At 60.5% G+C, this 2848-nt stretch carries 6 protein-coding genes; all 6 read right to left on the minus strand.

Annotation, left to right across the window (positions count from 1 at the left end; translation table 11 throughout):
- The coding region (gene rpsC, locus WBF74_RS00665; RefSeq protein WP_424433819.1) for a 30S ribosomal protein S3 at positions 1 to 662 on the minus strand (662 nt) is incomplete at its 3' end.
- The gene (gene rplV / locus WBF74_RS00670; protein ID WP_424433821.1) at positions 662 to 1042 is read right to left on the minus strand and encodes a 50S ribosomal protein L22; all 381 of its coding nucleotides are present in this window, start codon (positions 1040 to 1042) and stop codon (positions 662 to 664) included. The genes rplV and rpsC, both read right to left, overlap by 1 nt.
- 2 nt (positions 1043 to 1044) lie before the next feature.
- Positions 1045 to 1323: a 30S ribosomal protein S19 gene (gene rpsS / locus WBF74_RS00675; RefSeq protein ID WP_424433823.1), complete on the minus strand. Its 279-nt coding sequence runs from the start codon at positions 1321 to 1323 to the stop codon at positions 1045 to 1047.
- A gap of 12 nt (positions 1324 to 1335) precedes the next feature.
- Positions 1336 to 2169 carry a 50S ribosomal protein L2 gene (gene rplB / locus WBF74_RS00680; protein ID WP_424433825.1) on the minus strand — a complete coding sequence of 278 codons (834 nt, stop codon included), beginning with the start codon at positions 2167 to 2169 and terminating at the stop codon, positions 1336 to 1338.
- Between the two features lie 39 nt (positions 2170 to 2208).
- Entirely contained in the window at positions 2209 to 2499 is a 291-nt protein-coding gene (locus WBF74_RS00685) for a 50S ribosomal protein L23 (protein ID WP_424433827.1), read from the minus strand.
- Positions 2496 to 2848: 50S ribosomal protein L4 (locus WBF74_RS00690; RefSeq protein ID WP_424433829.1), on the minus strand; the 353-nt coding region annotated here is incomplete at its 5' end. The genes WBF74_RS00690 and WBF74_RS00685, both read right to left, overlap by 4 nt.

A 2848-nucleotide genomic window follows, 5' to 3' on the forward strand; every position in this document is an offset into this window, starting at 1 on the left:
TCCAGCGCACGGCGCTCGGAAGCCATCGGGTCATGCTCAAGGATATCGCCCTTGTAGATCCAGACCTTCACACCACAGGTGCCATAGGCCGTCTTCGCAGTCGCCACGCCATAGTCGATATCGGCGCGAAGCGTGTGCAGCGGCACCCGGCCCTCGCGATACCACTCCGTGCGCGCAATTTCCGCACCGCCAAGACGTCCCGCACAGTTGATGCGGATGCCGCCGGCGCCAAGGCGCATTGCAGACTGCACGGCCCGCTTCATCGCACGGCGGAAAGCCACACGGCGCTCCAGCTGCTGAGCGATATTCTCGGCAACCAGCGTTGCGTCGATCTCGGGCTTGCGCACCTCGACGATGTTGAGATGCACTTCGGAGCTCGTGATCTTGCCGATGTCGCGGCGAAGCTTCTCGATATCCGCACCCTTCTTGCCGATAACGACACCAGGGCGAGCCGTGTGGATCGTCACGCGGCACTTCTTGTGCGGACGCTCGATCACGATCTTCGAGATGCCGGCCTGCTTCAGCTGCTCGTTCAGAAGCTCACGGATCTTGAGGTCTTCATGCAGCAGCTGGCCATACTCATGACGACCGGCGAACCAGCGCGAGTCCCATGTGCGGTTGATGCCGAGCCGCAGACCGATCGGATTTACCTTGTGACCCATCAGGCTTGCTCCTCGACTTGCCGCACGACGATGGTGATCTGGCTGAAGGGCTTCTGAATACGGCCAACACGACCGCGAGCCCGCGCATGCCAGCGCTTCATGACCAGGTTCTTGCCCACATAAGCCTCGGAGACGATCAGATCATCGACATCGAGGTCGTGGTTGTTTTCTGCATTCGCTATAGCGCTCTGCAGAACCTTCTTCACATCGCCCGCGATCCGCTTGCGCGAGAAGGTCAGGTCGGCGAGCGCCGTCTCCACCTTCTTGCCGCGAATGAGCTGTGCGACGAGATTGAGCTTCTGCGGGCTTACCCGAAGCATCCGGCCCGTGGCCAGAGCCTCGTTATCAGGCAGGCGGCGCTTGCTTGCTGCTTTGCCCATGATTAGCCCCTCTTCGCTTTCTTGTCGGCTGTGTGGCCGTAATAGGTGCGCGTCGGCGAGAACTCGCCAAACTTGTGGCCCACCATATCCTCGGTCACGAGCACCGGAACATGCTTCTTACCGTTGTGGACGCCGAATGTCAGGCCGACGAACTGCGGCAGAATGACGGAGCGACGGCTCCACATCTTGATGACTTCCTTGCGGCCCGAAGAGCGAGCGGCTTCCGCCTTCTTGAGAAGGTAGCCGTCAACAAAGGGGCCCTTTTTCAGAGAACGTGACATGACAGTGGTCCCTTAACCCTTCTTCTGATGACGGCTGCGGACGATGTACTTGCTCGTCGCCTTGTTGCTGCGCGTCTTCTTGCCCTTGGTCGGCTTGCCCCAGGGCGTGACCGGATGACGGCCACCCGAGGTACGGCCTTCACCACCACCATGGGGATGGTCAACCGGGTTCATCACAACGCCGCGAACATGCGGACGCTTGCCGAGCCAGCGATTACGGCCTGCCTTCGCGATCGTGATGTTCGCGTGGTCGGGGTTCGACACGGCGCCAATCGTCGCCATGCAGGCACCCGGCACCATGCGCTGCTCGCCCGAAGAAAGGCGGAGAAGCGCATAACCACGGTCGCGGCCCACGATCTGCACATAGGCACCAGCGGAACGGGCGATCTGACCGCCCTTGCCCGGCTTCATCTCCACATTGTGCACGATCGTGCCGACGGGGATGTTCTGAAGCGGCATCGCATTGCCCGGCTTCACGTCAACGCGGTTACCCGAGACCACCCGATCGCCAGCCGCGATACGCTGCGGCGCGAGGATGTAGGCAAGCTCACCGTCGTCATACTTGATGAGCGCGATGAACGCCGTACGGTTCGGGTCATACTCCAGCCGCTCGACAGTCGCCGGAATATCGGCCTTCGTGCGCTTGAAGTCGACCAGCCGATAGCTGCGCTTGTGCCCGCCACCACGGAACCGGACCGTAACCCGGCCATGATTGTTGCGACCGCCAGTCTTCGTCAGACCTTCGGTCAGGCTCTTCACCGGCTTGCCTTTATGCAGGCCAGACCGATCTACGAGCACAAGACCGCGCTGCGCGGGGCTTGTCGGTTTGTATTTTTTCAGTGCCATCGTTCTAGGCTTCTCGCTTTAGAGGCCGGAGCCCGATCCTCAAAGTCCAGTCGTCACGTCGATCGAATGGCCCTCTTCAAGGGTCACGATCGCTTTCTTGAAACTTGCTTGCCGCCCCGCAATGCCACGGAACCGCTTCGTCTTGCCCTTCCGGATCAGCGTATTCACCGCTTTCACCTTCACGTCGAAGAGCTTTTCAACCGCTTCCTTGACCTGCGGCTTGGTTGCACCAGGTGCCACCTTGAAGATGACCTGGTTCGCTTCCGAGGCCATCGTCGCCTTTTCGGTGATCACCGGCGACACGATGATGTCGTAATACCGCTCGTTCATTTGAAGCGAGCCTCCAGGCTTTCCACCGCGGCCTTGGTCAGCACGAGCTTCTCGCGCCGCAGGATGTCGTACACATTGATGCCCTGCACCGGCAGCACATCGACATTCGGCAGATTGCGCGCCGCGAGAGCGAAATTCTCATCGACCTCCGCGCCATCAATCACGAGCACCGAAGTAAGACCGAGCTTTGCAAAGGCTTCCTTCGCATCCTTCGTCTTCGGCGAGGAGAGCTTCGCCTCATCAAGAATGATCAGGCTGCCAGCCTTCGCCTTGCTCGACAGAGCATGACGCAGAGCGAGCGCACGAACCTTCTTCGGCAGGTCGAAGGCATGGCTGCGAACAACCGGGC

This window comes from Parvibaculum sp. (genome assembly GCF_049672805.1).
Lineage (GTDB): Bacteria > Pseudomonadota > Alphaproteobacteria > Parvibaculales > Parvibaculaceae > Parvibaculum.

What these genes read in the sequence shown, in the direction of transcription:
- rplV (WP_424433821.1), bottom strand. Translation starts at nt 1,042, where the DNA reads ATGGGCAAAGCAGCAAGCAAGCGCCGCCTGCCTGATAACGAGGCTCTG.
- WBF74_RS00685 (WP_424433827.1), bottom strand. Translation starts at nt 2,499, where the DNA reads ATGAACGAGCGGTATTACGACATCATCGTGTCGCCGGTGATCACCGAA.
- rpsS (WP_424433823.1), bottom strand. Translation starts at nt 1,323, where the DNA reads ATGTCACGTTCTCTGAAAAAGGGCCCCTTTGTTGACGGCTACCTTCTC.
- rplB (WP_424433825.1), bottom strand. Translation starts at nt 2,169, where the DNA reads ATGGCACTGAAAAAATACAAACCGACAAGCCCCGCGCAGCGCGGTCTT.